This is a genomic window from Streptococcus parasanguinis (genome assembly GCF_047465465.1).
GTDB classification, from domain to species: Bacteria; Bacillota; Bacilli; order Lactobacillales; family Streptococcaceae; genus Streptococcus; species Streptococcus parasanguinis_AI.
Window position 1 is genome coordinate 26,885 of sequence record NZ_JASGZU010000006.1, and the last position, 25,878, is coordinate 52,762.

The 25,878-nt window shown below is 41.4% G+C and carries 22 protein-coding genes; 1 reads left to right on the forward strand and 21 read right to left on the reverse strand.

What is annotated here, in order from left to right:
- Positions 1-45: 45 nt before the first annotated feature.
- From pepC to rsmH, 13 genes are all read right to left on the reverse strand, one after another.
- Complete coding sequence (gene pepC, locus QM351_RS09415; protein ID WP_414327246.1) at positions 46-1,380, reverse strand: aminopeptidase C; 1,335 nt, start codon at positions 1,378-1,380, stop codon at positions 46-48.
- 67 nt (positions 1,381-1,447) lie between these two features.
- Positions 1,448-1,999, reverse strand: coding sequence for a GNAT family N-acetyltransferase (locus tag QM351_RS09420; protein WP_414327247.1), 552 nt, complete (start codon positions 1,997-1,999; stop codon positions 1,448-1,450).
- A 209-nt stretch (positions 2,000-2,208) separates the two neighbouring features.
- On the reverse strand, positions 2,209-3,033 hold the full coding sequence (gene nadE / locus QM351_RS09425; protein WP_223141311.1) for an ammonia-dependent NAD(+) synthetase: 825 nt from the start codon (positions 3,031-3,033) through the stop codon (positions 2,209-2,211).
- Positions 3,030-4,490 carry a nicotinate phosphoribosyltransferase gene (locus QM351_RS09430; RefSeq protein ID WP_254728505.1) on the reverse strand — a complete coding sequence of 487 codons (1,461 nt, stop codon included), beginning with the start codon at positions 4,488-4,490 and terminating at the stop codon, positions 3,030-3,032. The genes nadE and QM351_RS09430 overlap by 4 nt, the downstream gene beginning before the upstream one ends.
- A 139-nt stretch (positions 4,491-4,629) precedes the next feature.
- A complete protein-coding gene (gene trxB, locus QM351_RS09435; RefSeq protein WP_049474369.1) occupies positions 4,630-5,541 on the reverse strand; it encodes a thioredoxin-disulfide reductase in 912 nt (303 codons plus the stop codon).
- Between the two features lie 58 nt (positions 5,542-5,599).
- Positions 5,600-5,827 carry a DUF4059 family protein gene (locus tag QM351_RS09440; protein ID WP_003003995.1) on the reverse strand — a complete coding sequence of 76 codons (228 nt, stop codon included), beginning with the start codon at positions 5,825-5,827 and terminating at the stop codon, positions 5,600-5,602.
- An 81-nt stretch (positions 5,828-5,908) separates the two neighbouring features.
- Entirely contained in the window at positions 5,909-6,652 is a 744-nt protein-coding gene (locus QM351_RS09445; protein ID WP_414327248.1) for an amino acid ABC transporter ATP-binding protein, read from the reverse strand.
- Complete coding sequence (locus tag QM351_RS09450; protein ID WP_414327249.1) at positions 6,652-7,452, reverse strand: amino acid ABC transporter permease; 801 nt, start codon at positions 7,450-7,452, stop codon at positions 6,652-6,654. Before QM351_RS09450 ends, QM351_RS09445 begins: the two co-directional genes overlap by 1 nt.
- Positions 7,453-7,648: 196 nt before the next feature.
- A complete protein-coding gene (locus QM351_RS09455) occupies positions 7,649-8,992 on the reverse strand; it encodes a DEAD/DEAH box helicase (protein WP_414327250.1) in 1,344 nt (447 codons plus the stop codon).
- Between the two features lie 134 nt (positions 8,993-9,126).
- The gene (gene mraY, locus QM351_RS09460) at positions 9,127-10,119 is read right to left on the reverse strand and encodes a phospho-N-acetylmuramoyl-pentapeptide-transferase (protein WP_414327251.1); all 993 of its coding nucleotides are present in this window, start codon (positions 10,117-10,119) and stop codon (positions 9,127-9,129) included.
- A gap of 1 nt (position 10,120) precedes the next feature.
- A complete protein-coding gene (gene pbp2X / locus QM351_RS09465) occupies positions 10,121-12,403 on the reverse strand; it encodes a penicillin-binding protein PBP2X (RefSeq protein ID WP_414327252.1) in 2,283 nt (760 codons plus the stop codon).
- Complete coding sequence (ftsL, locus tag QM351_RS09470; RefSeq protein WP_003010374.1) at positions 12,396-12,731, reverse strand: cell division protein FtsL; 336 nt, start codon at positions 12,729-12,731, stop codon at positions 12,396-12,398. The genes pbp2X and ftsL overlap by 8 nt, the downstream gene beginning before the upstream one ends.
- 11 nt (positions 12,732-12,742) lie before the next feature.
- Positions 12,743-13,693 carry a 16S rRNA (cytosine(1402)-N(4))-methyltransferase RsmH gene (rsmH, locus tag QM351_RS09475; protein WP_003010377.1) on the reverse strand — a complete coding sequence of 317 codons (951 nt, stop codon included), beginning with the start codon at positions 13,691-13,693 and terminating at the stop codon, positions 12,743-12,745.
- Positions 13,694-13,843: 150 nt separating this feature from the next.
- Between rsmH and QM351_RS09480 the strand changes: the two genes are divergently transcribed.
- A complete protein-coding gene (locus QM351_RS09480) occupies positions 13,844-14,023 on the forward strand; it encodes a hypothetical protein (protein WP_042759811.1) in 180 nt (59 codons plus the stop codon).
- Between the two features lie 259 nt (positions 14,024-14,282).
- Here the strand turns inward: QM351_RS09480 and QM351_RS09485 are convergent, their stop codons facing one another.
- From QM351_RS09485 to QM351_RS09520, 8 genes are all read right to left on the reverse strand, one after another.
- Positions 14,283-15,665 (reverse strand): amino acid permease, encoded by a 1,383-nt coding sequence (locus QM351_RS09485; RefSeq protein WP_371496394.1) that lies wholly within the window; start codon positions 15,663-15,665, stop codon positions 14,283-14,285.
- Positions 15,666-15,829: 164 nt separating this feature from the next.
- Positions 15,830-16,087: a DUF896 family protein gene (locus tag QM351_RS09490; protein WP_003012632.1), complete on the reverse strand. Its 258-nt coding sequence runs from the start codon at positions 16,085-16,087 to the stop codon at positions 15,830-15,832.
- A gap of 33 nt (positions 16,088-16,120) precedes the next feature.
- Complete coding sequence (gene glyS / locus QM351_RS09495) at positions 16,121-18,157, reverse strand: glycine--tRNA ligase subunit beta (protein WP_414327253.1); 2,037 nt, start codon at positions 18,155-18,157, stop codon at positions 16,121-16,123.
- 207 nt (positions 18,158-18,364) lie between these two features.
- Positions 18,365-19,282 carry a glycine--tRNA ligase subunit alpha gene (glyQ, locus tag QM351_RS09500; RefSeq protein WP_151190970.1) on the reverse strand — a complete coding sequence of 306 codons (918 nt, stop codon included), beginning with the start codon at positions 19,280-19,282 and terminating at the stop codon, positions 18,365-18,367.
- Positions 19,283-19,317: 35 nt separating this feature from the next.
- Positions 19,318-19,689, reverse strand: coding sequence for a GFA family protein (locus tag QM351_RS09505; RefSeq protein WP_023920269.1), 372 nt, complete (start codon positions 19,687-19,689; stop codon positions 19,318-19,320).
- A gap of 328 nt (positions 19,690-20,017) precedes the next feature.
- Positions 20,018-24,448, reverse strand: a complete 4,431-nt coding sequence (locus tag QM351_RS09510) for a S8 family serine peptidase (RefSeq protein WP_315376902.1) — start codon at positions 24,446-24,448, stop codon at positions 20,018-20,020.
- A gap of 268 nt (positions 24,449-24,716) precedes the next feature.
- Entirely contained in the window at positions 24,717-25,559 is an 843-nt protein-coding gene (locus QM351_RS09515; RefSeq protein WP_414327254.1) for an aldo/keto reductase, read from the reverse strand.
- The gene (locus QM351_RS09520; protein ID WP_414327255.1) at positions 25,556-25,774 is read right to left on the reverse strand and encodes a hypothetical protein; all 219 of its coding nucleotides are present in this window, start codon (positions 25,772-25,774) and stop codon (positions 25,556-25,558) included. Before QM351_RS09520 ends, QM351_RS09515 begins: the two co-directional genes overlap by 4 nt.
- Between the last annotated feature and the right edge of the window lie 104 nt (positions 25,775-25,878).

Sequence of the window (25,878 nt, forward strand, 5' to 3'; positions counted from 1 at the left end):
TTTTTGAGCATATAGAAAAGAGCCTTCCGGCTCTTTTTTATATCATTATTTTGCTAAAGCCCCCATTGGATCCCACGGTGCTAGGACAATTGGTTCTGCTTCATAGGCTGCTAATTCGTCTGAGGTTAAGAATTCTTTTCGAACCACGATTTGGTAGGTATATTCATCCATCCATGCATCAGAGGCCACAAAGTAACCATCTGTACCGACCTTGTCTCCCCATGAATTTTCAACCTTCCATTTACGAGACTGACCTGCTTCGTCTAAATCAACTCCTGTCAAGACCATAGCGTGTGTCATGAGGCTTTCTGCATAGTCCAGGCGACCCGCCTTGTCTTGTGTCAAATGAATATCCATGCCTGCTTCAAAATCGTAGACATCGGTTGCCAAGATTCCCGCTTTACGGTTGCTGACTTGGCCTACATCTGAACCGAACCAGACAGTTTCTCCTGCTTTCATTTGAGCAATGGCTAGTTCTTTCAATCGATCCATTGGAACGTTTAGATAGCGGACTGGACGGCTACCAACAACATTCCCCAGCATCTCAACTGTGTAAGATTTTCCATATGGCTTATCTGCAGTTGGGGCATTGATAATAGAAACGTAATCGTCTAATTGAAGGTCTACATATTTTTTGTAGAAACTTTGCGGAGTTAAGCCACTTTCGCTATGGAATTGGTTGTCCTTATCGCGGTATGAAAAGTCAAATTCACGTGGAGGCAATCCTAAAGACATAGCCAAGAAGTTAAAAATTCCTTGCAACAGCGCTTGTTTCTTAGTCGCAACCGCCTCACTATCTGCGCCTGAGTGAATCAAGTCACGCAAGATTTGCGCATCTTGACGCAAAAATTTATTGAGGTAGGTGTTCAATTCCCGGCTATTGCTTGAAGAAATCGATTCTGGATAAACTGATTTTGGAACCACTCCGTATTTCTCAAAGAGGGATACCACCATATCCCATTGACCGCCATCTTGTTGAGGGGTTTGTAGGAGAAAAGCCACCTTACGGCTGGTTAATTCTTGGTCTGCTGTAGCGATCACTTGCTCCAAAAACCAGTTTGCTTTTTCATACTTATCCCAAAAGAAAGTATGTGCTTGAGACAACTCAAAATCTTCCAATTGGAAGCTTGAGATCATCTTGTGACGGAAGGTATTTAAAGCCGCAAACATCCAACAACGCCCAGATGCTTTTTGGTTTGTAACCTTGTCCTTGGTCAAATCAAGTGAAAAGACTGGTGTATGTTCTACTGCACTCTTGCGCGTTTCAAGCGATGCATGAATCCCATTATGGGTAACAGCATTTTCAAGAGCCGCATATTTCACGTTTGCTTCATAATTGGCATAGAGCTGGTCTGTAAATTCTTTAGTTAATTCTGACATAGCAATCTCCTTTTTTCGTTATCTACTATTATAATCCTTTGAGCAGAATCTTCAAGTAAAAATCACCCTATAGAGAGGGGTTCTGTATGGAATAAATAATTTTATCCCCGCAGTATCCTTTGCGTTGAATGGCTTTAGGGATGGTTTCTACATACTGCATTCCGGCCTTTTCCATGACTTTCCCTGAAGCAGGATTTAAACTAACATAAGTGGCTTTGATTTCTTTAAATCCGACTTCGTTCAATAAGAAATCTAACACAGCTGTGAGCGCTTCTGTCATGAATCCCTTCCCCCAGAATTTCTTGCCAAGGATATAACCCAGCTCGCAAGATTGACTTTCCTGGTCTTGAGAAACCACACTAATATCTCCAATTACCTGATCCGGTGACGTTTTGAAACAGATCGCCCATTTATAAGTATCTGGTTTTTGATACTGTTCGACCCATCTTTTGATTGATTCTTTGGTCCTCTCAGAAGATGTATGGGCATCCCAGGTAACATATTTCAGATTTTCAGGATCAGAAGCCCAATTTTCATACATCGCTGGTGCATCTTCCAAAACGAAAGGCCTCAAGTATAACTGTTCTGTCTTCATGACAAGACTACCAAGATGATTCATATGTTGTCTCCCTTCATTTTTTCATGCAACTTGAATTCTGCAAGTTTTTTACTTTAATCTAGAAGAAAAGGACGGATGAAACCGCCCTTCTTTTTAATGCTTTTCACAATATTATATAGTCAGACTACGAAATCGAACTCCACGAGTTACCGTTTCCTACCTCGTTCTCCTATGTTAAGACCTGGGCTAAAAAGGTCTACTGGACCTTTTTACTCCCAGAAATGATCAAATACTGTGATTGGCAAGTGGCGTTTGTGTTGGCCTTTGTACCACCATTTTTCAATAGTTGCTTGAGCTTCTGGGCTCACTTGTTTGCCTTCTAGATAATCATCGATTTCATTATAGGTGACACCCAGCGCTACTTCATCAGCAACACCTGGTTTTTCTTCTTCCAAATCTGCAGTTGGGATTTTCTCATAGAGAGCAGGATCAGCTCCCAAGGTTTTAAGCAATTGTTTTCCTTGGCGCTTGTTCAAACGGAAAAGGGGTAAAATATCTGCACCACCATCTCCAAATTTTGTGAAGAAACCTGTAATGTTTTCCGCTGCATGGTCCGTCCCAATAACGGCTCCACTCCGCGCACCTGCTAAAGCATACTGAGCAATCATGCGGCTACGTGCCTTGATATTGCCCTTGTTGAAGTCGGAGATATCCGTTCCTGTTGCTTCGACAGCACGTTCCATTGCATCAACCGATTCCTTGATGTTAACGACTAGGCTGACATCTGGCTGGATGAAGGCCAAGGCTTTTTGAGCATCTGCTTCATCTGCCTGTACCCCATAAGGAAGACGAACGGCAATAAATTGGTAAGCGGTATCTCCAGTCTCTGCGCGCATTTCTTCCATGGCTAATTGAGCTAATCGCCCAGCAAGAGTCGAATCTTGTCCTCCTGAGATCCCTAATACAAATGTTTTCAAGAAGGGATGTTTTTTTAGATATCTTTTTAAGAAATCAACCGAGCGGCGAATCTCTTCCTGAGGATCAATGCTAGGCTTGACACCCAATTGTTGGATAATCTCTTCTTGCAAACTCATTTTGCTTCTCCTTCTCCATTAGCCTTGTTACGCATTTCCTCGATCAGATCCATCTTATCCTGCCAAATATCTTTGGCCAAGTCAACTGGGTAATGCTGTGGATTGAGGACGCGCTTATATTCATCCCATAATTGATCGTAATTTTTACGAGCATATTCTTGAATTTCTGACAATGTTGGCAGTTGATAAACCAATTGACCCTCTTTAAAAATATCCACTAAAAGAGGAATGGCCTCAAAGTTTCGGACCGTTTTATTAATGTAGGTATAAGTCGGATGGAACATTTTAAGTTCAGTCAGTTGTGAAACATCTACTCCATCATAAGTGATGTAGTCCCCTTCTGATTTACCTTTTTCACGGCTCGTAATCCGCCAGACTTGCTTTTTACCAGGAGTAGAAACTTTCTCCGCATTATTGGAAAGCTTGATGGTATTGATCATCTCTCCTGCATCGTTTTCAACAGAGACAATTTTGTATACCGCCCCAAGTGCTGGTTGATCGTAAGCTGTAATTAACTTGGTTCCTACACCCCAAACATCAATTTTTGCTTTTTGCATTTTTAAGTTGAGGATGGTATTTTCATCCAAGTCATTAGAAGCGTAGATTTTAGCATTTGTAAACCCAGCCTCATCTAATTGCTGGCGAACCTTTTTAGAAATATAGGCAATATCTCCTGAGTCAATCCGGACGCCTAGGAAATTGATCTTATCTCCCATTTCACGCGCTACCTGAATAGCTGCTGGTACCCCAATACGAAGCGTATCATAGGTATCGACGAGGAAGACACAATCTTTATGGGTTTCCGCATACGCCTTAAAGGCTTGATAGTCATTTCCATATACCTGTACAAGAGAATGGGCATGAGTTCCTAAAACTGGGATTCCAAAGAGTTTTCCTGCCCGAACATTACTAGTTCCATTGGCCCCTCCGATGACTGCCGCACGAGTTCCCCAAATGGCAGCATCCATTTCTTGCGCACGACGTGTTCCAAATTCCATCAAAGGCTCATCTTCAATGACTGAACGAATACGAGCAGCTTTTGTGGCTATCAAGGTTTGAAAGTTGACGATATTCAAAATGGCTGTTTCCACCAATTGACACTGAGCCAGAGGGCCCTCTACCTGAACGATTGGTTCATTGGCAAAGACTAAGTCTCCTTCTTGAGCCGATCGTACCGTCAATTCCAACTTGAGATCACGGAGATATTCCAAGAAGGCCCCATGATAACCAAGTGACTCTAAATAGGCAATATCGCTCTCAGAAAAACTCAAGTTTTCCAAGTATTTTACAATTCTCTCTAAGCCAGCAAATACTGCGTAGCCGTTTTTAAAAGGCTGTTGACGAAAATACACTTCAAATACGGCATGTTTATTGTGGATACCTTGATCAAAATAGACTTGCATCATGTTGATTTGGTATAAATCAGTATGCAAGGTTAAACTGTCATCTGGATACATATGTATACCTCTTTTTTATAGATTTGTTCTATGAATTCCTACCATAAAATTAGTACCATTATAGCACATTTCAGCTCTATTGAATACTGAAAGGAAAGCATGAAAAAAATCTGAGACAGGAAGCTCAGATTTTTTTGGATTAAAAGTTTTCTGTGATATATTTATAAACTTCTTGGCCAGCAATCGCACCGTCTCCGACTGCTGTCGTCACTTGACGCAAATCTTTTTGACGAACATCGCCAACCGCAAAAATACCTGGGACTGTGGTTCTCATATGATCATCCGTGACCACCCAGCCATTTTCATCTAAAATACCAAGTTCTGTCGCAAAATCACTGACAGGATCTAAACCGACATAGATAAAGACACCACCGAAGGCTTGCTCTCTAACCTCTCCTGTCTTCACATCTTTTAAAAGGACAGACGTTACTTTTTGTTCACCCTTAATTTCTTCAACAACCGTATTCCAAGCAAAGTGAATTTTATCATTGGCAAAGGCACGATCTTGAAGAACTTTTTGAGCACGCAATTGATCACGACGATGGGCAATGGTCACTGTTTTTGCAAACTGAGTCAAAAAGACAGCTTCTTCTACCGCAGAATCACCACCACCAACGACCAAGAGATCCTCATCTCTAAAGAAAGCTCCATCACAAACAGCACAGTAGGAAACCCCTCTACTATTTAGCTCCTCTTCACCAGGGACATTCAATGAACGGTGGTTAGACCCTGTTGCAATCACCACGGTTTTAGCTTCAAATTCCCCATCATCTGTGACAATCTTTTTGGTTGCTCCGTGGTCTTCGATGCGCTCTACCTGTCCAAACAAATGTTCCACACCAAGATTCTCTAAAGGCTCAAACATTTTTTCAGCCAAGTCTGGGCCACTAATATTCGCATAGCCAGGATAGTTTTCAATGTCAGACGTATTGTTCATTTGACCGCCTGGAATTCCTCTCTCAATCAATGCGACCTTTAAATTGCTTCGTGCTGCATAAAGGGCAGCAGTCATCCCTGCAGGACCTGCTCCAATAATCACTGTATCAAACATACTCAACCTCTTTCCGTTTTGTTGTAACCATTATAATTCTAACATGGTCTTTTTGCAATTATCGTGCTTGAAAGATAAACAAAATCCCTATGACCGCAAAGGTTAAAATAGGAATCGTCATGATATCAATTAAGAGGATATCATACAAATGGGCTTGTCGTTGCTTGGCTGTTTTATCTTTCTTCTTAAGGGCACGGTAGCCAATCCAAATACAAGAAGCGATCCCAACTAAAATCGTTGTCGTCACTAAACTTTGTAAATATAAGGACAATAATTTATTTAACATCACGACTCCAAATATTTTTACATTTTCAGAAAACAAACCCAGCTAGCATCGCCAGCTGAGTCTTACCTCTCCTCTATTATATCAAACATAGGTCCGTTTGTAACTAGCAAAGAATTCTTTTGTCCGTTCTTCTTTTGGATGTTGCATGATTTCCTCTGGTGTTCCAGATTCAATAATCCGTCCTTTATCCAAAAATAATACCTTATCTGCTACTTGCGCTACAAAAGACATATCATGGCTGACCAGTACCATGGTTTGTCCTGATTTTGCCGCATTGGCAATGGATTTTTCAACTTCTCCAACCAATTCTGGATCCAAGGCTGAAGTCGGTTCATCCAGCAAAAGAACTTCTGGTTTCATGGCCAAGGCACGCGCCAAAGCTACCCGTTGTTTTTGTCCACCTGAAAGGTGACGAGGATAGTGATTTGCACGATCTGATAAGCCGACTTTGGCCAGTTCTTCTCGAGCAATTTTCGTTGCTTCTTGATCGGATAGGCCCTTCACAACAATGAGCCCTTCTTTCACATTTTCAAGGGCTGTTTTTCTACCAAACAAATTAAACTGTTGGAACACCATGGCCAATTTTCTTCTTAAGGTTAAGATTTGATCTTGGGTAATGTGCTCAAAATCAACTTCGAAATCATCAATCTTAATTCTACCACTATCTGGTGCTTCCAAATAGTTTAAACTGCGTAAGAAGGTTGATTTACCAGCTCCCGAAGACCCGATTAGGGCCACGACTTCCCCTTTTTGAATTTCCAAACTTAGATTATTTAAAACCTTTTGACCTGAAAATGTCTTTGATAATTCTGAAATATAAATCATTAGATCCGGACCTCCTGATCTGGTAAATCAATTGCTACGGGAGTCTCAATATCCAGTCGACGTTCAATGTGACGGCCTAGTATTTCAATGAGAATGTTCACAATCCAGTAAACAATCGATACCGTGATAAAGCGTTCAAAGTACTTCAAATCGCTCCCCCCAATAATCCGTGCTTGAGCAAAAATTTCAACCACACTGGCACTAAAGGCGAGCGAGGTCCCCTTGGTTAAGCCAATGAGAGAGTTGATTAAGGTCGGGGTTGCAACGACTGCTGCATTGGGAATAATAACCCGGCGATAAACTTGGCGGTTGGTCATCCCAAGACTACGCGCTGCCTCAATTTCACCAGGATCCACTGATAAAATGGCTGCCCGGATGGTCTCACTCGCATAAGCTGCCTCATTAAAGGCAAGAGCCACAATTGCAAATAACTCAGCTGGAATAGCATTAATATTAAAAGCTGTTCCATAAGACTGATTGATCGCTTTTAAAATAAGAGGAATCCCATAATAGGTCAACATCAACTGAACCAACAAAGGAGTCCCCCGTAAAAAACTGACAAAAACAGCTTGAATCGGGTAAAGAATTCGTACACGATTAATTTTGACCAGAGCAAAAATCATGGCAAAAATAATCCCAAAAAATGCGCCTCCTAGGGCTAATAAAATCGTCACAGGCAATTTCCCTATGACAGCCGGAAATGCATCCAATACGGCTCTCAAACTAAACAGCTTGCTATCTGGAACGTGTTTTAAAAAGTCAGCATACCAGTTGGCAGCTAAAAGATTAGTTGTAAACATTTTTGTTACTTCCTTTCTCGAACATAAACATTCTATCACATTCACTATCGGAATTCCAAAAATTGCTACAGAAATAGAAAAATGATAGACTACTCAAATTTAGTCTATCATAATTTTAGACAAGTTCCTAATAGTTTTTCTTTATGGAGTTCATAAAGAAAATCTATGTTTTCTTCTGAACATTTGAAAGAAGGAGTTAGAAAGTTTGGCGTTTGGCCTTACGTTCCGCCCGACCACGCGCACGGTTTTCAGCTCGCTTAGCTTTTCTCCGCTTTTCATCAACTGCCCATTTGATTTTTTTCTTGTAGCCTGGTTTGATTTTTTTCTTTTTCTTCTTCACCAGACCAATCATTTCGATGTCGAGTTTCTCTTGCTTTTTCTCACGATTGGCCCGTCTGTCCCGATCATAAGTATCTTCAATAACCCCATTTTTCAACACTTTCGGTACGAAACGAATGCCAATTTTTTCTAGTTCACGGATATCTGAATCATCACTTGGTTGATAAAGAGTAATAGCGACACCTGGTAGACCATTGCGTCCTGTCCGGCCAACACGGTGAACGAAGAAGGAAAGATCTTGTGGAATAGCATCGTTGATGACATGACTCACCCCTTCGATATCAATTCCACGAGCCGCCAAATCGGTGGCCACAATATACTCAAAATCAAGATTTTTAACCTGATTCATGATCCGTTTCCGTTCACGTGGTGGGATATCTCCGTGAATCTTCGCCACTTTTAATCCCTGAGCCACTAAATAGGCATGGAGATCATCTGCTCTCGTTTTTGTATTGACGAAAATCATGGCCAAATAAGGTTGCAAGGTCTTGGTCAATTGGTAAATTTGCTCATTTTTATCCCGCCCCTTGGTAGAAACCAGCCAATTATCGATGGTATCTGAAATCACCGTCTTGGTCTTAATTTGCTCCATGACTGGGTTTGAGAGATATTTTTTCAAGAAAGGCTGTAATTTTTGTGGAATGGTGGCTGAAAAAACTAAAAATTGTAGTTGTTGCGGAAGTCTTGAAGCAATCTTATCTACGGTAGACAAAAATCCCATATCCAGCGTCATATCTGCCTCATCTACCACAAAAGTATGAGCCTTATGAATAGCCAGATCACCCGATGCAACCAGATCATAGATCCGGCCTGGAGTTCCAATCACGATATGTGGTTGTTTGACCTGCAGTTTTTCAATCTGACGGCTTTTATCCGTTCCTCCAACATAATTCACAATTCGAATCTCTTTTTCAGAATGACTAGCGATTTGACGAGCAGCTTGGTAAATTTGCGTCGCCAACTCCCGACTAGGAGCCGTGATGACCGCTTCAACCTGATCGTTGTCTTCATTTAACGTTTGAAAAATCGGCAAGAGGAAAGTATGGGTTTTTCCAGATCCTGTCTTAGATTCCCCAACCAAATCATTCCCAGCTAAGACAATCGGAATTAGTTTTTCCTGTACTTCGGTTGCTTCTCTAAAATTGATTTCTTTCAGTGCCTCTTGAATATAAGGCTTAAAATTAAACTCTGTAAATTTCATTTTCTCAGTTCCTTTCATGATCTCTATTATTATATCAGAAAAGCTGACTTCGTGCCTCTCTTATGAGTCATTTTTCCTAACCAACAAAGTCTCTCTGAGTCAGCAAAAAACGATGGGCAAGCCCACCGTCTTTTTTATAAGTAGAGAAGAACAAGAGTGATGACACTTGTTACCAAGGCAATGGACCACATAAAGGCATCCACTTTCCATTCTGACCAGTTTTGGCCATTTCCAGAAAGTCCACCCAGTTCTAAATGATGGTGGAAAGGAGTCATTCTGAAAATCCGTCGCCCTTCCCCGTAGCGTTTCTTGGTCCATTTGAAATAGGTCACTTGTAGCATCACTGAACCTGTTTCAATGACATAGACCAGACCAATCAAGAGCAGCGTCCACTCGACATGCAAAGCCATTGACAAGGCTGCAAGCATCCCTCCAAGAGCTAGACTACCGACATCTCCCATAAAGATTTTAGCCGGCTTGTGGTTGAAGACAAAGAATCCTAGCAAGGCCCCAATCATACTCAAGGTGACAAAGAGAATGTCCCATTTCCCTTGCATATAGGCAATAAAGGAATAGGCACTCAGGCTAATGGCAACGGAGATGCTGGCTAATCCATCAATCCCATCTGTCAAATTGACAGCATTTGAAAAACCAACCAACCAAAATAAAGCAAAGAGAATGTAGAAATGGCCCAAGTAAAGTTCATATCCGAAAACATTCAAAAGGCTTCCTGCACCGTGGCGTTCAGAAAAAATATAGAAGATGATTCCACCAACAAGTTGAAGGGCCAATTTTTGTTTTGGGTTAAGACCTTCATTAATCTTACGAAAAACTTTTAAAAAGTCATCCAAAAATCCAACAATTCCATAAAGAATCAAGATAAATAGAATCAGTTGAACAGAGCGCGTGAAATTTCCAGTCAATACGGTAACGACAAAACTAACTAGAACGGCTGTAATGAGAAATACAACTCCACCCATTGTCGGAGTGCCAGCTTTCGCTTTGTGTTGTTTCACATCTTCATGCATTTGTTGCCCAGAAATATGAGCACGATGGTAAAATCGAATAAAGGCTGGAATAGCAGCCACTGTTAATAGAAACGATACAAGGATCGTAGCAATATACATCTTAGTCTCCTAATGTTAACGTAATCTTTTTAGTTTTATTAAGTGAGGTGTTCATTTTGACACTTTGTTTGGTTACTTTCTTTCCACTACCTTTATAGGTAATCTCAATTCCAGTCCATTCTCCAAAGATGTCCGCATTTTTCTTTGTCCAACCGTACATATCTGGAACCGCATCAAAGTCTTCTGTCAATAACAATACTTGCTGATTGGCTTTGACTTTAGAGCCTACATCCACAGACATCTTGCGGATATTTTTCCCGGTTCCTAGGACAATTGGTTGCACCAAATTGCGACGCAATTCCTCTGAATAAGCACCTGGGCTCAGATTTTGTTTCAGATTCAACTCCTTAGAGAGAGTTTCTACTGAAGGGATTTTGTAGGTCGTTTCTTTGGTCACATCATCCAAAGTTGGTGCCTCTGATGTTAGATGCAATTCGTCTTTTAAAGCAACTGCATCTTCCAAAATAGGATTGACCAGCTCTTCCCAGCTGGTGAATGAGAATTTCACTTCTGGTTGTTGGACCGTCACATACATGATGAATTCAGGATCTTCTGCAGGTGTCATGGCTACAACCGAGTAGATATAATCATTTTCTCCTTGCAAGTATCCTTGATCTGTCGCCATTTGGGCAGTCCCTGATTTCACCGCAACGTTTTGACCGGGTACCTGAATGATGGGTCCATCACTGTACAAGGTTCCATACTCTGGATCTGTTCCGACGGTGATCATATAGTTCCGTGTCTGTTGTGCAGCTGATCCTGAAACTGGTTTTCCAACAACTTCTTTTTTTGATTTGCGGGCTGTGTCTGATTTTTTATCGTAAATAGCACTAATAAACTTCGGCTCCAACATTTGTCCATCATTAGCGATGGCACTAAAGGCCCGTAACATTTGAGTTTGACTGACGGAAATCCCTTGACCAAAAGAAGACATGGCTTGACTGACATAGTTATCCCCTGGAAGACCCCCGTAAGCTTCATTTCCCATTCCAAAACGGGTCGGAAGACCGAATTTAAAGCGGGTTAGGTAGTCCATCCAGACAGCATTTCCCATCTTTTGCTCCAAGCGGGTCATCCCCACGTTACTTGAGTAAGCAAAGCCTTGTGCGATATTCATATAGCGACCTTCAGACAGTCCCATATTGACATCCCAGTCACGGATGGTCGCATCTTTTACTTGTAGTTCGTTACTGTAGTATACTTCATTATAGGCTGGGAAGGTTCCATGATCAATCGCCGAAGCTAATAACATGACCTTCATGGTTGAACCCGGTTCATATTGATCTTGATAAAGGATGGTATTCCAGGTTTTCAAGTTTTTCAGATCCAACCCTTGTTTGGTATCCGCATTATAGGATGGACGTTGCGTTGTCGCTAGGATCTCTCCAGTTTTTGCACTCACAAGAGTCGCACTAACATACTTTCCTTTTACTTTTTCTTGGAAAACATCCATACGTGTCTCAAGGTAGGTCTGTAATTCTGCTGAAATGGTCGTATAGACATCTTTTCCATCTTCTGTTTTGACAGAAACCTTATCTGAACCAGGAACGATATTGCCGTTTCGGTCTTTGTCATAGGTGATAACCCCATTTTGACCAGCGAGAATACGATCGAGGGATTTCTCCATCCCTGATTGCCCCTTCAAGGTTTTATTTCCCTCTTTATCTTCTTGAAGAGAGGCCTGACCTATAAATTGAGAGGCAAAAACTCCATTTTTATAGCTCCGATTTGGACTAGTTGTAAAGGAAACCCCTTTAATCTTCGCCGCTTCCATAGCCTCACGGATAGCCGTCATATTACTATAAGTAATGCCGTTTCCGTTCGATCCAAAAGAAACTTGTTTCAATTTCTTTTGCGACAACTGTTGAATGACGTAATCCTCATCCATCCCTAAGTACTGCTTAAAGATTTCTGCTACTTTTTTAAATTGGCTCTCTTCTACATAGAGGATTTTTCCGGTTGCTGATTTGTACTTTTTATCAATAACGGCATAAACGTTATAGGTCGTAGCATCTTCAGCAATTACTGCTCCATTTCGGTCATAGATCGTTCCACGTTTTGCAGGAACAATAACCGTCTGCTCATGGACTTTTTTTGCTTGATCCGATAAGGTCACACCGAATTTTTTGTCAGTCCCAATAATCATTGCAAAATTAATCAGAAAGAGAAAAAAGAGGAAAATCGCCAGTACACTGAGATTTTTTCCAACTTGTTTTCGATTCTGATCCGGCAAGCGACGTTTCTTTATCGAATACCCGATTAAAAATTTTTTAAATTTATTCATCACTACTTGCACTCACTGTTTTTCGATTTTCTTTTTGCAGCTTCATTCCTTGGGAGCTAGCCAACTGTGATAAGCGGTCATAACGTGTTAATTCATTGACCTCTTGACGAACATCTGCCAATTCCGTCTTTTTGGCTTCTAGTTCCGTATTCAAATCAGTCAACTCACTCTGTACTTGTAAAATTCGTGTCTGCATAAAGACGATACTAATGGCTAAAATCACAGCTGTTAAGACAATCGACCCATAAAAAGCCTTTTCTACTCTAGAGAAGCGGCGAAAGTGGTCTTGCAATACCTGTGTTCTTGTTCTCTCATCTCTTGCTGCCATATCAATTCCTCTTACTTGTGTATTTTTCGAGCAACCCGTAATTTTGCTGAATGAGATCGATTATTTTCCTCAAGCTCTTCTTCACTTGGCAAAATAGGTTTCCGGTTGACTAACTCCATCTTTGGTTTCAAATCATCTGGAATAAAGGGAAGCCCCTTTGGAACCTCAACCGTCGAAGCTTCTTTAAACAATTGTTTGGTCAATCGATCCTCTAACGAATGAAAGGTAATCACAGAAATACGACCATCGAGGGCCAACAAATCCATGGCTTGCTGAATCGATTCATCCGCCGCTCCCAGTTCGTCATTGACTTCGATACGAATGGCTTGGAAGATCTGTTTAGCAGGATGACCCTTTTTCTTGAGCTCCTTAGCTGGTTTAGCAGATTTAATAATCTCTGCTAATTCAGTCGTCGTTTCAATCGGTTTAATTGCTCGTGCTTGCTCAATTTTCCGCGCAATTTGCTTGGAAAATTTGTCCTCTCCATATTTGAAAAAGATGCGTACGAGATCATGGTAATCGTAGCTATTGACGACCTCATAGGCTGTTAAGGAAGCTTCTTGATTCATCCGCATGTCCAACGGCGCATCTTTCTTGTAAGAAAATCCACGTTCCCGTTCATCTAACTGAGGACTAGAGACACCTAGGTCATAACAGATTCCATCAATTTCAGTCACACCCAATTCGTTTAGACGTTCCTTCAAATGACGAAAGTTATCCTTAATGAAGGTCACCATGCCTTTCTCAATGAAAGGTGCCAAACGAATCTTAGCATTCTCAATCGCATGCTGATCTTGGTCAAAGGCATAGAGATGGCCTGATTCATTTAATTTTGTTAACAAATATTCGCTGTGGCCTGCCCCACCCAATGTGGCGTCTACATAGATCCCATCTGGCTTAACATCCAGCATATCGATCGTTTCATGAAGCAAAACCGTTACATGATGAAATTCTTTACTCATATCTTTACTATTTTACCACAAATGGGACCAAGATGCACTCCTGAAAGAAAATTCACTAACTAATCCTATCTGACCTTTTCGAATCCTACAAAATACCTAGGAAGGCTTGATTTCACTTGTTTCCTCTAGGATTTATGATACAATATTCTTATGAAAATAAGAAAACAGATTCTCATCCCACTTTTATTGGTCGATGCTATCGCTCTCTACTTTTTTCTAACCACTATTGAGGCTTGGATTTTTTGGCTTGCTGCCCTGATCCTAGTCGGATCACTTTGGTGGTTCAAAAAAGCCATTCAAGGACAAAAAACAGAGATGGAAGAAAAATAATTTCTTCCATCTCTGTTTTTCTTTTGTTTCCTCCAAGTAATTCCTTAAAAGAAGTAAACGAGCTCTGAAATAGTAAAGAGAGTGGGACAGAAATCGGTAATTCGTTAGAATTCGATTTCGTCGTCCCACCTCCGCACAGTTGAGTAGGGCTGTAAAAGCTGATGAAATCAGCGTAGTAGAGCCCACTCAACCACTGCGTCTTGCTCGACAATTCAAAAATAATTAAGAGGCTAGGACTTTTGTCCCAGCCTCTTGCTGTTTATTTATTATGTTTCCAATTGCTGTAGATCCCAAAAAGAATGATCCAGATGGTTGCTCCAACCGCTCCAATGTATGTTGATTCTTGCAAGAAGAGACAAACGAATACAAAGAGGAAGAAAACAATGGTCAATGGATTCAACACTTTATAGGCCGGCATGACAAAACCATCTGGCATAAATTCTTTTGATTTACGGTACTTAAGATGGGCTAACATGGTCAAAATATAAATAGCAATGTAAACACCAGAAGAAGATGCCGTAATCAAGGCAAAGGCATCTGAGACACCTGGCAAGACATTGATAAAGGCAGAAACAGCAACCACAATCGCAGAAAAAATAATCGCGCGACTTGGAATTCCCATACGAGATAAGCTATTCAACTTCAAACGATTCATCACTTTACTGTTTGGCGTCTCTTTTGCAATCTGGTACAAGTGACGCCCTGTTGAATAGAGGGTGGAATTCAAGGAGGATGCAGCTGCTGTCAGTACAACAAAATTAATCAATCCTGCTGCCCACTTGATTCCAACCATCTGAAAGACCGTTACAAATGGTGATTTATTGACGGGAAGCTGTTGCCAAGGGAAAATAGCCATAATCGCCAACAAAGCCCCTACATAAAAGATTACAATTCGGATTGGAATTTCTTTAATGGCTTTTGGCAATACTTGGCGGGGATTAGCTGTTTCAGAAGTAGTAATTCCAACAAACTCGATCGCTTGATAAGCAAAGAAGACCATTTGGAAGGCCATGACGAACTTGACCCAACCATTTGGAAACATTTGAAAACCACTGGTAATATTGGTTAAGCTAGCGTGTCCAGCTGGTGTTTCAAAATTCGTCGTCACCATAAAGATCCCTGTTGCGATCAGGGCTAAAATCGTGACAATCTTGATCATTCCAAACCAGAATTCAACCTCTCCAAAGACCTTCACAGCAATCAAATTCACACAACTTAAAAGCGCTAAAAAGATGATTTGAATCTGCCAGGCTGGCCAATTTGGAAACCAAAGTTGGACATAGTTGGAAACGGCTGTAATTTCTGCCATCCCAAGAAATACCAAGGAAACCCAATAGGACCATCCTGAAAAATAGCCCCAACCCTTTCCTAAGTACTTGGTAATAAAGTTGATAAAGGTGTGTTGATCTGGATCCATATACAGCATCTCGCCAATCGCCCTCATCATGAAGTACATGAAAGCTCCAGTCAGCATATAGACTAAAATAATAGACGGACCTGTCAAAGAAAGGGAACGACCAGCTCCAAGAAAGAGCCCTGTTCCGATGGTTCCTGCAATAGCAATCAACTGAACATGGCGATTTTGCAGACCACGAACCATCCCATTTTCAGTTTCTTGACTAGGATGATGTTTTTTTGACATATGATTACTCCAATTCTTTTTTCTGTACTTTTTCAGAAAAGTATACTTCCAATTTTCACTCAATCTACTATACCACGTTTTAAAAAATTGGTCAATCTAGTCCAGAATGTTCTGAATTTTGAAGGTACAAAAGAGTGCTGGAGTTTCTTCCAGCACTCTTTTAATTATGAATTGGGGTCATCGAGACTACGGCCATGCAAACCTTTTTCCCGTTGCACTTGGCGTAGTTTCTCAGGTGTCACATCATTTCCTTCTTCATCCACAATTTTGATTCCTTCGATGTGGTGACGAACGGAGCGACGATAACCCTCAATGTATTCTTCACGAAGTTTTGCTTGTTCCACTGCTTCTTCTGGCGTCAAACCTTCTGTTTTTTTCTTTTTAGCAAGCTCATTGATCCGAGCAATTTTTTCAGGTGTCATAATAAGACCTACTTTCTACCTGCCATCAGGTACTTATTTTGTGTTCAATTGGTTAAAGGCTGCAACAGCATTGGCTTTAGACACAAGACCTGCAAGAAGGGCCAAACGGTTGTTTTTTACAGCCTCATCTTCAGCCATAACCATGGTATTGTCAAAGAAGGCATCGATGACTGGGCTAAGAGCAAAGAGCTGTGCCAATTTATCACTAGCTGAACCTGTCAATTCTAATTCTTCAATCGCCTTAGCAAGGGCCTTTTCTTGATCATTTTCAAAGAGACTAGCATCGACTGCTACTGAAGCATCTGCTTTTTCAGCCAAGTTGAAGGCACGAGAGAGTGACTCAACAGCTGCCTTGTAACCATCCGTCTTAGCAGCTTCTGAGAGAGCATCTGCTGCTTCCAGCATATCCGCAACCACGAAATTTGAACCAGCAAGTACAGCTTCTTTGATATCTTTTGGTGTACGTCCCATCATCTTGTCCACACGCGCCTTGATGAAGTTGAGCACTTCTGCTTGATTGTCATAAGAAAGACTAGCAAATGAAAGTCCGTAAAGGCTGTCGATCAACTCATCCATAGGGATGTGCCAACCAAAGGCATCCAAGATACGAACAATTCCTTGTGTTGCACGACGAAGCGCATAAGGGTCATTAGAACCTGATGGAATCAAGCCAACTGAGAAGAAGGAAAGGAGGATATCCAATTTATCTGCAAGCGCAAGGATGGCACCAACCTTAGTCTCTGGAAGAGCTCCGTCTGCTGAATCAGGAAGGTAGTGCTCACGGATAGCTGTCGCAACCGCAGCATCCTCACCAGCAAGGAGGGCGTATTTTTCACCCATGATTCCTTGCAATTCATCGAACTCTCCGACCATACCAGTCAAGAGGTCAAATTTGTAGATTTCAGCTGCACGAGCGACAGCTGCCGTTTCTTCAGCAGTCAAACCAGCTTGCTCAGCCAAGGAAGCTGCAATGACACCAGCACGGGCCATGTGTTCTGAGAGAGAACCGATTTTTTCATGGAAGGTCACGTGTGCCAATTTAGCAACGAGGTCTTCAATCTTAAGTTTTTGGTCTTCACGCCAGAAGAATTCACCATCTTCGAGACGTGCCACCAAGACTTTTTCATTTCCTCGAACAACATTTTCCAAGTGCTCGGCGTTACCGTTACGGACTGAGATGAAGTTTGGTTTCAACTTACCATCAAGGTCACGTACAACAAAGTAACGTTGGTGGGTTTCCATTGAGGTCACCAAGACTTCTTCTGGAACGTCCAAATATTTAGTGTCAAAGCTTCCCATAAAGGCTGTAGGGTATTCCACCAAGTTCAAGACTTCATTCAAAAGTCCTTCTTCGATTTGTACTCGAACACCTTGTTCTGCTTCGATAGCCTTGATTTGCTCACGAATCATGTTTTCACGTTCTTTGCTGTCTGTAATGACGTAAACAGTACGAAGGTCTTCCTCATAAGAATCCGCATTGGTAATTTCCACTTCATGTCCAAGGAAACGATGTCCACGACTCACACGACCTGAATGGATATCCAAGAAATCAAGGTCAAGCGCTTCGTCGCCCAAAAGAACGATCAAGGTGTGAACTGGGCGAATGTATTCAAAGGTGTTGTTAGCCCAGTGCATGCTGACAGGGAAAGTCAATGAAGCAAGTACTTCTGGAACGCCAGCCAATACTTCTTTAGCAGGTTTTCCAGCTTCATGTTTCGTCACGTAAACGTATTCTTCACCCTTAACTTCACGGAATTCGATGTCATCTACAGTCAAGCCTTTTCCACGGACAAAGCCTTGCGCTGCTTTTGAGAAGTTTCCATCAGCATCCAAGGCGATTTTCTTAGAAGGTCCTTTAAAATCTTCAGTCAAATCCGATTGTTGATCAGCCAAGCCAATGACACGGACGGCCAAACGGCGTGGTGTTGAGAAGGTTTGAATGCTTTCGTATGAAAGACGATTGTCATCCAAGAAGGCTGCCATTTTCTCACCGAGTTGTTTTTCACTTGGTGTGACAACGTAGGCTGGTAACTCTTCAAGTCCAAGTTCTACTAGTAAGTTTTTTGTCATGTTTTTTCTCCGAAAAATATCTTTTTTCCAGTTTGCCTTATGTGATTGGCACGCAAGCAACCGACTGCGTCGTTTCATTACTAAAATCGGAGCCTAAGGTCTCCAATTTTGCCTGGTATCGTTAGTTTCTCTAACGATACCTCTATCACTGCGGCAACTGGTTCTGTAGGATTCCTCTATAACCAAATCCTATTTAATATACTCTCTTTATTCTTCCTCTTCTGCTAGGAGTTGAGCGCGTGTGGCTTCGTCAAGAAGTGGGTAACCGAGTTTCTTACGTTCTGCGACGAAGGTTTTGGCTACGACACGGGCCAAGTTACGGATGCGGGCAATATAACCGGCACGTTCTGTAACGGATACTGCTCCACGAGCGTCAAGCAAGTTGAAGGTATGTGAACATTTCAAAACGTAGTCATAGGCTGGGTGAACCAGACCCAATTCCAAGGCACGTCCTGCTTCTTTTTCAAATTTTTCGAAGTTTTCAAGAAGCATATCTTGGTCAGAAACTTCAAAGCTGTATTTTGAGTGTTCGTATTCTGGTTGAAGGAAGATCTCTCCGTATTTAACGCCTGGAGCCCACTCAATATCGTAAACAGAATCTACTTCTTGGATGTAAGAAGCCAAACGTTCCAAACCGTAAGTGACCTCAGAAGTTACCGGACCAGTTGCCAATCCACCAACTTGTTGGAAGTAGGTGAACTGAGTGATTTCCATACCGTCAAGCCAAACTTCCCAACCAAGACCAGCTGAACCAGTTGATGGGTTTTCCCAGTTATCTTCAACGAAACGAATATCGTGCTCCAAAGGATTGATGCCCAATTTTTCCAATGACTCAAGGTAAAGTTCTTGGATGTTTGATGGAGAAGGTTTCATAACCACTTGGAATTGGTGGTGTTGGTAAAGACGGTTTGGGTTTTCCCCATAACGACCATCAGCTGGACGACGAGATGGCTCTACATAGGCTGCGTTCCATGGTTCAGGACCAATGGCACGAAGGAAAGTGTAAGGACTCATAGTTCCCGCACCCTTTTCGTTATCATAAGCCTGCATCAGCATACAACCCTGATCATTCCAGTATTGTTGCAAAGTAAGGATGATTTCCTGGAAGGTTAGTTTTTTAGACATTATTTACTCCTTTAATTTATATTATCTTTTTAGGTTTATTTATCAAGCAACCAAGAAAAAGCTGGATCCTGAAAAATATGACGTTTGGGAATAGTTTGTAAATTCTGATCGCATTCATCTATTGTACCTAATTTCAAAGCACAGACTTCTGGTATATTTTCTTGAACAGTGAAAATTTGACTATGACAGTTCTGGCAGTAGTAGCGTTGTTTTCCTGGAGATGAACTATAGGTAACCAACTGTTCTTTTCCATGCAATACTAGGTTTTTACTGCTAACTTTAGCATTAACTGTATAGGCAGACGCAGTTGCTTTCCGACAAAATGAGCAATGACAAAAAACTAATTCCGATAATTCCTCATCTAGAGTGTAAGTCACTGCTTTACATAAACAAGATCCTTTAAGCATTGTACTCCTTTCTACTTAGGCATTAGACGAATTCAAAAAGAACCGAATTTCAACACCCAAGCCTTGCGACTAGGGGCGTCAGAAACGCGGTTCCACCCTAATTTATTACTTCATTTTATCTGTTTGTCTTCAGCTCTTTGCTGAGAGAAAGCGCCACTTGCCTACTTTGCTCTACTTGGCTTTCACTATCCCAAGCTCGCTAGAAAAACGCCATAAGCCCTTCTTTCTTGACTAGTATTATAGCAAATTTTTAGGTACTTGTAAATAAAAATCCATCTGAAACAAATGTTTCAGATGGATTCTAGGCTAACAAACTATTTTATTTTTCTTATGGACGTCTTGCAGCTTTTGGTTTTTTACCATGAAGTTTTTTCTTGGCATTTTTCAAGGCTGTCAAAGCATCTTTTACATCTTGTTGGCTTGCTCCTGGATTTGAAAGGATGGTTTGTGCATCCTTGAAGGCTGCTAGGTAAGCTTCTTTTTCTTCATTTCCAGCATAGATGAATTTAGCATTCTTTTCTTGGAACTTCAATTCTTCCTTGATGTATTTTTCAAGGCTTGAAAAATCAGTTGCTTTCCCGTTTAATTTTCCTTCCGCACGGCTAAGCTCAGCAAGTGCTTGATTGATTTGTTCTTGTTTCACAGTTTGATCAACTGCAAGCAAGGCCACTGTTTGGAAAGCGCGATCGTAGTCTCGACGTACTTTTTCTTTGGCATTGGCATAACGACCCGTTTTAGTCGTAGCATCATAAGCTTGCATGGCTTCTTTCAAAGCCGCAACGTTTGAATCTTTCCCATCCAAGGCTTGGCTAGCAGCTTCAAGACTAGCTAGAGCTTGGTTGACTTGCTCTTGACTGACCTTGTTGGTCAAGGCTGCTTGGGCAGCTTGCAAGGCTTGATCATAAGCTTCTTTCTTATCCGCACTCGCATTGAAGTATTGAGCTGTCTTTGTAACAACTGCTTGGTTGTTCAAAGCAGCCAAGAGATCCACTTTTGAGATCACTCCAATACGATAATTGTTATTGCGCCCTGCGACAACTGAGATCACTGGTGCTTCCTCAGCTAGTTCATAGCCTGTAGGAAGGGTTGCAACTAAGGTATATTGACCAGTTGCGACAGATTTCCCAAAGCCATTTTTTCCATATTTTTCAGCAGGCAATACAAAGTTTCCACCATCTGCCCCTTTCAATACGATCGTAGCTGCTTTTGAAACCGGTTGATCAAAGCTGATGCTAACTGGTGCATATTCTAAAGTATTGGCAAGAAAAGCGATCGTTTGGAAACTATTATCTTCTGTCAAATCAAATTCTTGCGTCAAGCTGCTGACAAATTTCACTTCTGTACGATCATACGTAAAGATTTCTGCAGTGTAATGACCAAAGTTCAAGAAGTTAATATCTTTTGTCTTGTCAACTGACACATATTGACCATTGCTATCTTTGATTCGGTAAACATACATAGTATCCAAATCTTTGTTCGTTTTAGCGTTACGAACTGCGATTTGAACCCGACCACTATTTTGATCCCGAACTAAATCAGCTAGTGAAACATAGTCTACATTCCCCGCAAAGTCTTCTACATAGTAGTAGATATTCTTCTTATCGATGTTTTCAGGAAGATCGAAGCTACCATCTGCATTGGCCTTGATCACATGGTAATTTTCAAGCGCACGTGTACTATTCTTATCTTCACTGGTTTGGACCATTGTCCCCTGATCATCAAATGGAGTCACATAGACGAGTTTTTCAGTTAAGATACCACCATCGCCAACATCTTTGGCTTTACGTGCTACAAACTGTTGAGCCCCATCTTTGAAACGGATATATCCAGATGTGATCACTGGTTTTTGAGTATCAACCCGAACCTTGAAGGTCGTTGATTGCTCCTCAGCTCCAGGAACCATTGGGGTGTAACGGATGACATAATCATATAGACCATCTGCTACCGCATTTCCATTCGCATCAATACCATTCCAAGCAGTATTATCTAATGTGTAGCTGCGTGGGTTCTTTTGGTCACCGTTGAAGAAGTTCTTACGATGGTCAGATGGAGTTCCTTCCCACAATGGATTTTTATGTTCCGTATCACTTGCTGCGTAGACACTTGCACGAAGGTTTTCAATGTTTCTAAGGGCAACTGTCTTGTATTCGACGAAATCTTTATTTCCATCTTCATTTGGTGAAATGGCAATGCGAACATTTCCGTTTTCATCTAGTTGAAGGGTGTGAGTTCCTTCTGCATTTTCGTCAATACCAAGGACTGTAATCCGACGACCATCTCGTTTTCCTTGAGTGAGAAGGAAGTCATTTTGCTGAGTGACGAGCGCAGAAACATTCGCACTAGAAGAGATATTCAAATCTTTTGGAATATGGTAGTAGAATCCATCTTTTCCTTCGCGAACCAAATCATAGACTGGCTTTTCAACAGCGGGAAGGTTTTGGAATTCTCCCTTGAAGCCCATAAATGGCAAGCTGACCACATCTCCATCATCAGCCGGATCAACAAAGCGAACAAATCCTTCAAGGAAATAGCCGTTTGGCATTTCTTTGCTCAATTCTTCTGTAAATTTACTTGTGTCAACTTTCACCGTAACTGTTTCAGAACTATGTGCTTTCACAGTCACTTCTGGCCAAGCTGTTTCAGTCAATTTACGTGGGCGAAGAGTAAATTTACCATCTTTCACTTCATCTGTGTCAGTATTCACCAACATTTTCAAGGTACGATCGGTATCTGAAATATTGTGAACCGTCACATCAAAGGTAAAGCTATCTCCAACGTTACCAAGAGTAACGCTTGGATAGTTGTTTTCACCGGTCACATACAAGTCTGTTGAAACGGCAGCTGCTGTGTCAACAACCCCTGCTCCTTGTTGACGAGGAGAAGTATAAGCACCCGTTTCTTTGTTAACGTGTGGTTTAGCCGTAGACATGATCAAGGCTTTCACTGTTTCAGAAACTTGTTCTGGAGTCAATTCTGGATGGTTCTTCACAAGGTATTCTTTAACCAAGGCTGCAACACCTGCTACGTGAGGTGAGGCCATACTAGTACCACTCATATCCCCATAAGTATTGTCATTTAAAGAAGAGAAGATATTCCCACCAGGTGCAGTGACATCTGGTTTCAACTGACCATCTGTTGTTACACCCCAGCTTGAAAAATCAGACAATTGGTCTGCTTCTGGAGATGGACGGTTGGCCATGGTATTGTTAAAGACAACTTTGTAAGATCCAGCTTTAAGAGCTTCCCCATAGCGTTTTGAAATGAAGACTGATGGAATTTTCTTAGCATCCCCATCAATTGACATCCCAAGGTTTGATCCTTCCACATTATTGTAGACCAAAGCCCCTACTGCACCATGATGGAGAGCATTAGCAATTTTTTCTGTGAATGGAATTTCTCCACGTTGAATAAGCGCTAATTTACCAGTAAGATCTAGATCTTTGAAATCATCTTCTTTCCCAAGACCAACAGATACATACTCATATTCTTTGCCTTTTTCAAAGTCTGTATCTGTTGCAGATTTACTGTAGTCAAATTTCCCGTTATCTAATTCTGCATTTCCTTCAAGGCCTTTGACTTCAAAAACTTCTGTGGTAATGATTTTATTGTTGATAGAAGCAACAGAGATGGAGTCCTCTACTGTTGAAGGATTTCCGACCAAGCCGTAATCTGGATTTTCTGCAGCTGGTCTTGAATAACCATTCCCAAAAGTATTGCTATTTCCTGCAGAGATTAAGACAGATACGCCTTTAGCGCGCGCTCGTTTAATGGCATCCACAATATCTGAATCCGCATTGACCGTAGAACCAGTCGTAGAGCCAAGACTCATGTTGATAGTATCTGCACCAAGAGCTACAGCATCATCAATTGCTTTTACATAAAGAGCAGATCCCGTTGTTTTTTGACGATCTGAGAAGACACGCATAAACATAACTTGAGCTTCTGGTGCTACACCATAGATCTTTTCTCCGTTTCCTGCTTCTTTATCAGGATTCCCTGTCGCAATCCCTGTAACGTGCATCCCGTGAGAATCTCTTTCGGCCTCTTTAATATTGTCAGTACCATCAAAATAGTCATAAGCATAGACAACTTTGTCGTTGTACCATTTACCATAATCAATTCCTGCTGCTTTCTTAGCAGCTTCGATTTCTTCTTGGTTTTTAAACTTAGCTTTAGAAGGATCGGTAATCCGAAGAACCTCGTGGTTCACATCCAAGCCAGAATCAATGACGGCGACAACCATCCCTTCCCCTTTGTAGCCTTGCTTCCAGGTTTGTGGAACAGTAATAATCTCGTCACTTTCGATGCTTTGAGGTTTTTCAGCTGCCTCATGGCGATTCGTTGTTTCCGAACTTGTCGCAGTAGCCACTTCTGTCGCTTTTTCTACAGATTTTTCTACAGGTTTTTCCGCTACTTCCAGTTTTGTTTCTGGAACAGCAGCTGCCTCTTTCGGAGCTTCTGTTTTTTCAACTACAGCTGCTTCTGTTGTATGACTTGTCTTTTCAGCAACTGTTGCTTCATTTGCAACTGCTACTTTCTCACTAGCAACTGCTGTACTTGCTTCTGTTGCTTGTGAATGCTCTTCTTCAGCAGGTGCCTGTTGACTGTTTGCTACAAGCTGTGTCCCAGCGCTCGTTTGACCCGCTGTTTGTTCTTCTGCACTCGCTTGTGCAGATCCAAATACCAAAACAGCCCCTAATAAAACTGAGGCTACACCAAATTTGTATTTCCTTAATGAAAAACGCTCTTGTCTATTCATAGAAACTCCCCTTTTATTTTAATAGTAACTATTATAACGCAAAATTATCTGAAAATTCATTCAAAAATGAATTGTAACACAATTGTAATATTTACGTATATTACTAATTATTAACTTATTTTCGTTCGGAAATTTTTGAAGTTGACCGGGAAAATATTATAGAACATCTGTTTTTGTTGGATTCTTAAAATTATTTCATATTTGAAAGGTTTTTAAAAACCGAGAACGAAACTGTCCTCGGTTTTCATTAATGAATAGAAATTCTCTTTTAAAAATCTTTGGTGTCCGGATCTGGTGCACCTGCTTCAACCGGAAGATGGCGCAGGAGTTCCACATCATCTGTCGCCAATTCAAAATCAAAGCAATTTAGATTACTCGCAATCCGCTCAGGCGTAACCGATTTTGGCAATGGAAGGAAGCCTTCTTGTAAACTCCAAGCTAAGGCTAGTTGAGCAACGGTCTTTCCATATTTGGCAGCCATTTCTTTTACTTGTTCATTTTGGAACAACTCCCCTTGGCCAAAAGGTCCCCAAGCCTCTAGTAAGATACCATGCTTGCGACTTACAGCAATGGCTTCGCTTTGGTAAACCCCAGGTGCTAGACGAATTTGGTTCACAGCTGGGATGACCCGAGCTGTTTCAAGGAGCGCTTCCAAATGATGAGGAAGAAAATTGCTAATGCCAATAGCCCGAACCTTACCAGCAGCTAACATATCTTCCATGGCTCGCCAAACCTCAGCGTTTCGCACTTTCCAAGCATCATTTTCTCGAAGGGGTTTTGGATTTGGCCAATGAATCAAATAAAGATCGACATAGTCCAAACCCAGTTTCTCAAGAGACTCGTCCAAAGCAGCTTGAGCATCTTCATAGGTGTGATGAGTATTCCAAAGTTTTGTGGTAATAAACAAGTCTTCGCGTTTAAGACCACTATCCTTGATCGCCCGACCAACGCTCTCTTCATTTTGATAAATCGCAGCTGTATCGATATGCCGGTAACCTGCTTTTAAAGCAGCTAAAACAGCCTGATAGGCTTCTTCACCATCCGCTGCTTTCCAAGTTCCAAATCCCAATACAGGAATCTCCACCCCATTATTTAAACGATAATGATTCATTTTCTCTTTCCTTTCTTCGATTTCGGTTTCTTAGGCCCTCGAAGCTTGAGCTCTGGCTTAAAAATATTTTTCTTGGTTGGCTCCATCTTCTTGCTATAAAAACTATAGAGTAAAAATGCCCCACCAACAATCACAATAAAGATATTTTTTCTTACAATCCCATAGAGCAAGAAAAAAATTCCCATCAATAAAAAACGTATATCAATTGCCTTCATAAACTACCTCACATTTCAATTCCCATTATAGCATGAAAAGGCAGCATTCACAAAATTGCACTACCATGGGTAAACAAAAAAAGATGCTACATACTGATCCCCCT

What these genes read in the sequence shown, in the direction of transcription:
- rsmH (WP_003010377.1), bottom strand. Translation starts at nt 13,693, where the DNA reads ATGAGTAAAGAATTTCATCATGTAACGGTTTTGCTTCATGAAACGATC.
- QM351_RS09445 (WP_414327248.1), bottom strand. Translation starts at nt 6,652, where the DNA reads ATGATTTATATTTCAGAATTATCAAAGACATTTTCAGGTCAAAAGGTT.
- QM351_RS09505 (WP_023920269.1), bottom strand. Translation starts at nt 19,689, where the DNA reads ATGCTTAAAGGATCTTGTTTATGTAAAGCAGTGACTTACACTCTAGAT.
- nadE (WP_223141311.1), bottom strand. Translation starts at nt 3,033, where the DNA reads ATGAGTTTGCAAGAAGAGATTATCCAACAATTGGGTGTCAAGCCTAGC.
- QM351_RS09450 (WP_414327249.1), bottom strand. Translation starts at nt 7,452, where the DNA reads ATGTTTACAACTAATCTTTTAGCTGCCAACTGGTATGCTGACTTTTTA.
- QM351_RS09520 (WP_414327255.1), bottom strand. Translation starts at nt 25,774, where the DNA reads ATGAAGGCAATTGATATACGTTTTTTATTGATGGGAATTTTTTTCTTG.
- QM351_RS09420 (WP_414327247.1), bottom strand. Translation starts at nt 1,999, where the DNA reads ATGAATCATCTTGGTAGTCTTGTCATGAAGACAGAACAGTTATACTTG.
- QM351_RS09480 (WP_042759811.1), top strand. Translation starts at nt 13,844, where the DNA reads ATGAAAATAAGAAAACAGATTCTCATCCCACTTTTATTGGTCGATGCT.
- trxB (WP_049474369.1), bottom strand. Translation starts at nt 5,541, where the DNA reads ATGTTTGATACAGTGATTATTGGAGCAGGTCCTGCAGGGATGACTGCT.
- QM351_RS09510 (WP_315376902.1), bottom strand. Translation starts at nt 24,448, where the DNA reads ATGAATAGACAAGAGCGTTTTTCATTAAGGAAATACAAATTTGGTGTA.
- QM351_RS09490 (WP_003012632.1), bottom strand. Translation starts at nt 16,087, where the DNA reads ATGACACCTGAAAAAATTGCTCGGATCAATGAGCTTGCTAAAAAGAAA.
- glyQ (WP_151190970.1), bottom strand. Translation starts at nt 19,282, where the DNA reads ATGTCTAAAAAACTAACCTTCCAGGAAATCATCCTTACTTTGCAACAA.
- glyS (WP_414327253.1), bottom strand. Translation starts at nt 18,157, where the DNA reads ATGACAAAAAACTTACTAGTAGAACTTGGACTTGAAGAGTTACCAGCC.
- pbp2X (WP_414327252.1), bottom strand. Translation starts at nt 12,403, where the DNA reads ATGAATAAATTTAAAAAATTTTTAATCGGGTATTCGATAAAGAAACGT.
- QM351_RS09430 (WP_254728505.1), bottom strand. Translation starts at nt 4,490, where the DNA reads ATGTATCCAGATGACAGTTTAACCTTGCATACTGATTTATACCAAATC.
- mraY (WP_414327251.1), bottom strand. Translation starts at nt 10,119, where the DNA reads ATGTATATTGCTACGATCCTTGTATCGTTTCTATTAACAGTGGCTGCT.
- pepC (WP_414327246.1), bottom strand. Translation starts at nt 1,380, where the DNA reads ATGTCAGAATTAACTAAAGAATTTACAGACCAGCTCTATGCCAATTAT.
- QM351_RS09515 (WP_414327254.1), bottom strand. Translation starts at nt 25,559, where the DNA reads ATGAATCATTATCGTTTAAATAATGGGGTGGAGATTCCTGTATTGGGA.
- ftsL (WP_003010374.1), bottom strand. Translation starts at nt 12,731, where the DNA reads ATGGCAGCAAGAGATGAGAGAACAAGAACACAGGTATTGCAAGACCAC.
- QM351_RS09485 (WP_371496394.1), bottom strand. Translation starts at nt 15,665, where the DNA reads ATGTCAAAAAAACATCATCCTAGTCAAGAAACTGAAAATGGGATGGTT.
- QM351_RS09455 (WP_414327250.1), bottom strand. Translation starts at nt 8,992, where the DNA reads ATGAAATTTACAGAGTTTAATTTTAAGCCTTATATTCAAGAGGCACTG.
- QM351_RS09440 (WP_003003995.1), bottom strand. Translation starts at nt 5,827, where the DNA reads ATGTTAAATAAATTATTGTCCTTATATTTACAAAGTTTAGTGACGACA.